The organism is Methylobacterium sp. B1 (genome assembly GCF_000333255.1).
GTDB classification, from domain to species: Bacteria; Pseudomonadota; Alphaproteobacteria; order Rhizobiales; family Beijerinckiaceae; genus Methylobacterium; species Methylobacterium fujisawaense.
Genome location: NZ_BACT01000467.1, coordinates 1 through 5313, shown reverse-complemented (window position 1 = coordinate 5313; position 5313 = coordinate 1). Strand labels below are relative to the sequence as shown.

The window sequence follows — 5313 nt, the reverse complement described above, 5'->3', positions numbered from 1 at the left end:
CGACGATCAGGATCGCCGCGCTCGTCTCTGGCACGAGCGCCAAGTCCGGATCGCCGACGAGGTCGAGGCCGAGCCGCCGGCCGAACCGCCGGTAATTGTCGAGCCAGGTGAGCTGGCTGGCGCCGCGGCCGTAATAGACCCGGCCGTCCACCGGCACGCCGTAGGGATGCCCGCGGCCGAGACCGTCCTCGCGGATCGCCAGGTTCAGCCGGCATTCGTGCCAGGCGGTGGCCAGGGTGTAGGCGACGTGGCGCAGATCGCCGGGCCAGCCCAGGCGCTCCCAGGCGTCGAGAAGGCCGGTCAGCCCGTCGACCTCGGTCTGCGCGAGGGTGGCGCCGAGCAACCCCGTCGCGCGCAGCCGCGCGAAGAAGGTCGCCCGCACGAGGGGAGCGGTCATGTCGGCCTCACGGGGGTCCGGGTGGAGGGGGAGCGGCGCCGAATCGGCACCGCGGCTACGTCACGGCGAGGCTGACGCCCGCCTTGTTCGCGGCCTTGAGGGCGGTGGCGTCGGTGCGGCCCTGCGCCCCGGAGAAGCCGACCGCGATGCCGGCGCCGAAGGACAGGCCGAGAGCGCCGAAGGGCACGACGAGCGTGCCGCCGGGGGGCACCATCGCCTCCCAGGCCGCCGCATCCGTGCCCAGGCCCGGCGGCGCGGCGATGTCGAACAGCTTCACCCAGATTGGGGCCGTGTCGCCGTTCCAGGCCGTGAGCGTGAGCACGCGGCCGGGGGCGCCCTTGACGAGCTGGCCGGCGGCCGCCGCGGACGCGGCGTAGACGGTGCGGGCGATCGCCCCGCCCTCGCCCGGGGCCTGCGCCACCAGTGCCACCGGGATCGGCGTGCCGGCCGCGACGCCCTGGACCGAGAGCACGTCGGGGCTCGCGCGTCCGGCGGTGCCGAACGCCGGCTGCCGGGCCGCGATCGCCGCCCCCGTCGGCAGGACGGCGGTGCCGTCGTCGTAGAGGACGAGCAGCTGGTCCGACGCCGCCATCTCGGCGGTGTCGACCGCCAGCGTCAGCACGGAGCCGTCGAGGGCGGTGTAGCCGCAGCCCGGCTTGCCGGCGGCGTAGAGGAGCGCCGACCGGCTCAGGTCGATCACGGCGAGCAACGCCCGCACGTCGAAGCCGGCCACGCCCGAGAAATCGAGGGTGCGCTGCGCCGGCGCGAAGGCGACGCCGCCGAACAGGGGTCTCTTCATCGGGGCCTCAACCGAACAGGAGCGCGTCGACGAAGGCCTGCGCGTCGGCGGCGCGCAGGGTCTCGCCGGCGCTGGCGTCGAGCGCGTCCGACAGCAGGCGCAGCGTGTTGCGGCTTCCGTCGACCCCGTCGCGGATCGCGGCGAGCGCCTCGGTCACGGTGCCGGTCGAGAACGGCAGCACCACCTCGACCGTGTACGGGATCACCGACTCGATCACCCGCCCGGCGAAGCTTTGGGCGAGGTCGGCTGCGAGTGTGGTCTCCACGGTCATCGGCTCAGTCCAGCAGTTCGAGGGTGCCGAGCAGGACGGTGCGGCCGGTGCCGTCGCCCTCCCGGATCCGCACGACCACCGGCATCGCGGCCCGTGGGGCGGCGCCGGCGAGGTCGGCTTGGCTCAGCGGGAAGCGCAGGACGCCGTCGGCATCCGTCGCGAGGCCGCCGCCGGCCTCCGTGGTCAGTGCGCGCGGGCGGCCGGGCAGGCCCGACGCTCCAGGCGATCGACTGCCCGCCCGCGGGCAGCGGGACGATCTGCCCGGACGCGACGTCGAGGCCCCGCAGGATCAGGCCGAGCGGCGCGACATCGGCCCGCGCCATCCGCCACGCATAGGTGAGCGGCGCCGGGCTCACGGGGCGCTCTCGGCCGGGACCGCGGTGGCGTCGGCCCGGTCGGGGGCCGACGGCTTCGACGCGGCGAGTTCGGCCTCCAGGGCGTCGATCCGCGCCTGCGCCTCGGCGAGCAGCCGGTCGCGCCGCTCCAGGGCGCAGGCGAGGGCGAAGTTCTGCGCGGTCAGGGTCCCGAGATGCAGCGCGACGTGCTGCTCGGCCGTCTCGATCAGCTGGGCCATGGCGAATCTCCGGTTGCGGATTGCGGAGCGGTCAGTTCGGGACGCGCAGGGCCCGGTAGCCGGCGCCGGCGCTGTCGGAGGGGCCGTAGGTGACCGGCCGGGCGCCGCTGCCGTCGGCGTTGACCTTGAACAGGCCGGCGGCGGCCTGGAGCGCGACCGACCCGGCCGTGTCGACGACGTTGACGCCGCTGCCCCGGTGGGGCGACAGCACGAGGTCGCCCAGGGGACTGAGCTGGATCAGGCCCGCGCGGCCGGCGCCGCCCGGGCCGATCGCCCGGAGGTTGATCGGCTGGGATCCGGCATTCGGGGTCTTGGCGGTCGCGCCGATGTCCAGGGCGACCTGGGCGGCGCCGTCGTTGGTGACGAGCACGGTCTTCCAGGGGATCCCCCGGTTGATGCCGATCTGATCGACCTCGATCACGGTGCAGATCGCCAGGCCGTTGGTGTCGCTGTCGCCGATGAAGTACAGGCCGCGCACCGGCACGTTGACGTCCGACCCGTCCTTCTGCTTCCGGATGTTGAAGTCCAGTTCGATCCCGTAGGCGATCACGTCGGTGAAGCCCCAGGGATCGACGTGGTGCGCGCAGTTCGACACCAGGGTGTTGGCGCCCCAGATCGACGCGGCGCCCGGAGGCTGACCGTTCGCGCCGGCGAAGGCCCCGCCGAACAGGCCGACGCCGCCCTGGCTGCTCGAAGACGTGCGCGCGTAGCCGGCGACGCCGACGCTGTGATTGCCGGCGTCGCTCGCCGCGGGCACCTCCACCGCCCCGACGACGGCCTCGGTGACCCCGTAGAGGTTCGAGCCGAACTGCGCGTCCGCGGGATAGTCGTTCACGGCGACCCGGAAGGTGTCGTGGAGGCGCCGGTAGCCCGACCAGGCCGGCCCGGGATCCGCGACCGAGGGCTGGCCGCCCAGGGCGAGGTCGAGGGGCCGGACGGACGCCCAGTAGGCGCCGTCCCGGGAGCGGAAGCCCTGTCCCGCGGGCGGCGGCGTGGCGACGCGCAGGTAATCGCCGCCCCGGCCGTCTCCCGCCTGCATGCGCCCGCGCAGGGCCAGGGTCGTGACCTGGGCGGGGATCGTCGCCGCGGCGGCGTCGCCCCGGCTGGCGAAGGTGAGGCAGAGCGGGGTCTGCACGGCGCTCTCCAGGGCGGCCACGCGGACGGCGAGGTGGCCGCTCTCCAGCGCGGTGAGGCGCGCCAGGGCGTCGGCCGCGAGCGGCGCGAACACGCTCGCGTTCGACACGTCGTCGAGCTGCAGCACCTCGATGTCGGTGACCGGATCCGGGCCGAACACGCGCACGAACGGCCGGGCGTACCGGGCCGCGCGGGGGGCGACGACCAGCGTCCCGGCGCCCGCCTGCCGCCCCAGGGTGGTCTGCCGCTCGACGCGGCCGGACGCGACCGTCGTCCCCTTCAGATCGGCCACGGCCGTGAACGACGATCCCGCGCCGTCCGGCAGCCGGTTGCCCGCCTGGTCGAACCACGCGATCCCCAGCCGGATCGCGTCGTTGGCCGGATCCGCGGCGTCGGCCCGGCGCTGCACCACCCACCGGGCGCGTTAGACGCGGCCGGGCTCGATCGCGACCCGCCTGCGCGTGGCGACGAGGCCGGGCCCGGTCAGGCGCGCCACCGCGCCGTTGTCCCCGAACGCGCGCAGCGCCGCCGGCAAGGCCGGCAGGGCCGAGCCGTCGCCCTGAAGCTCCGCCACGGTCGCCGCGAAGGCGAAGGCCCATCCGGCCTCCCCGACGCGCGCGGTGTCGGCGACGCCGTCGGCGCGGTAGCGCTCGATCAGCGCCCCCAGGGCCGTGTCGCTCGCGGCCCGGGCCCGGCCCTCGGCGACGACCGCCGCCGTCCGGTCCTGCTGCTCCCGGGCGATGGCGTCGCCCCGCGCCCGGCCCTCGGCGACGACGGCGGCCTGGCGAAGCTGGCCCTCAGCCGCGACGGCCGCCGCGATCGCGCCGTCGCGGGCGCGTCCCTCGGCGGCGAGGCCGGCGACGCGCGCCGCCTGCTCGTCCGCGAGGGCCGCGCTCAGGCCCTCGATGACATCGAACGCATTGCCGATGCGTGCGACGTTGTCCGACGGTGTCGAGCCGAGCGAGGGCTTCAACAGGGCCATGCCGTTCTCGCGTTGGTGGGGGAGCGTCAGAAGGCTTCGACGAGGTCGAGGGTCACGGTCCCGTACCGGGACAGCTGCAGGTCCAGGGCGCCGGTGTCGTCGCTCGCGAGCCGCATCGTGCCGACCGGTGCGCCGAACGCGATCGGCGTGCCGGCGGGCAGGTCCGTGCGCAGCCACGGCCGGATCGCCACCCCGACGCCGCCGGGGATCGCCAGGCCGCTCGCCGGATCGGCCGGGTCGGCGGTGGTCAGGCCGACGATGACGTGCAGGCGGCCGCCGATCGAGAAGATCATCCCCGGGCGCCAGGAGGCCGCCCCGGTCGCGCCGGATCGCGATGGCGGCGGCGTTCGCGGCCGCGTCCAGCATCAGGCTGAAGGCCAGCGGCGGCTGCGCGAGGCCGGGGGTCCGGTCGGTGACCGCGCCGCCCACCACCGGCTCGATCGGCCAGGGCGCCCGGGGCCGCTCGTACGGGCCGACGGACCAGAGCTGGGAGCGGCCGAGGGCCACGACCCGGCGCAGGGCGCAGACCCTGTCCCGGCCGAAGGCCGGGATCGTCAGCGCCGCCTTCCACCGGGCGGTGGGCGAGGCGACGAGCACTTCGTTGCCCTCGAAGCTCTGGCCGCCGGATCGGGTGCCGCCGCGCAGGGACCAGTCCTCGGCGGACGGCACCAGGATTCCGGGCCACGGCAGGGGCGCCGCCATGCCGGCCTCAGGTCGCCGTGTCGGGCAGGGGCGGCCGGGCCCCTTCCTCGGCCGGAGCCCAGGCGTAGGCCGAGGCGTCCAGGGCGACGAGGTCGAGCTTGACGCCGGTCAGCGCGTTGCCCGCCATCGCCAGCGTGCCGCGCATCACCGCGAAGGTCGTGGCGATGCCGAAGGACGGCAGGACCAGCCGCACGGTCGGCGCGCCGTAGGCCGGCAGCCCGGCGGGCGAGAGCCGCAGGCCGGAGAGCCGGAAGCGCGGGTTGCCCTTCGCCATGGCGATCTTGGCGAGCCGGCGGGACTGGCTGTGCGAGGGCGCGCGGATGAAGCTGCGCTCGGTCTCGATCACGCCCTGGACCGCCTGGGCCGCTCGGTCGTCCCACGGGTCGCCCTCGGTGGGCTGATAATCGTGCCACGGGTCGGTGTAGGTGTGCTTGATCCGCGTGAAGGTGTGTAG

At 75.5% G+C, this 5313-nt stretch carries 7 protein-coding genes and 1 pseudogene; all 8 read right to left on the bottom strand.

All coding sequences use genetic code 11. From position 1 onward, the window contains the following. Positions 1–397: glycoside hydrolase family 19 protein (locus tag I53_RS13535; RefSeq protein ID WP_043351541.1), on the bottom strand; the 397-nt coding region annotated here is incomplete at its 3' end. 55 nt (positions 398–452) lie between these two features. Next, positions 453–1196: a hypothetical protein gene (locus I53_RS13530; RefSeq protein ID WP_043351539.1), complete on the bottom strand. Its 744-nt coding sequence runs from the start codon at positions 1194–1196 to the stop codon at positions 453–455. 7 nt (positions 1197–1203) lie between these two features. Continuing rightward, positions 1204–1467: a hypothetical protein gene (locus I53_RS13525; protein WP_043351538.1), complete on the bottom strand. Its 264-nt coding sequence runs from the start codon at positions 1465–1467 to the stop codon at positions 1204–1206. 352 nt (positions 1468–1819) lie between these two features. Continuing rightward, positions 1820–2041 carry a hypothetical protein gene (locus I53_RS13520; protein WP_043351536.1) on the bottom strand — a complete coding sequence of 74 codons (222 nt, stop codon included), beginning with the start codon at positions 2039–2041 and terminating at the stop codon, positions 1820–1822. Positions 2042–2072: 31 nt separating this feature from the next. Continuing rightward, a complete protein-coding gene (locus I53_RS33930; protein ID WP_187294349.1) occupies positions 2073–3587 on the bottom strand; it encodes a hypothetical protein in 1515 nt (504 codons plus the stop codon). Between the two features lie 12 nt (positions 3588–3599). Beyond that, on the bottom strand, positions 3600–4157 hold the full coding sequence (locus tag I53_RS13510) for a hypothetical protein (RefSeq protein ID WP_043351533.1): 558 nt from the start codon (positions 4155–4157) through the stop codon (positions 3600–3602). 26 nt (positions 4158–4183) lie between these two features. Continuing rightward, complete coding sequence (locus tag I53_RS13505) at positions 4184–4450, bottom strand: hypothetical protein (RefSeq protein ID WP_043351532.1); 267 nt, start codon at positions 4448–4450, stop codon at positions 4184–4186. A 416-nt stretch (positions 4451–4866) separates the two neighbouring features. Beyond that, a pseudogene (locus tag I53_RS33925) lies at positions 4867–5313 on the bottom strand (fibronectin type III domain-containing protein); the annotation flags it as partial.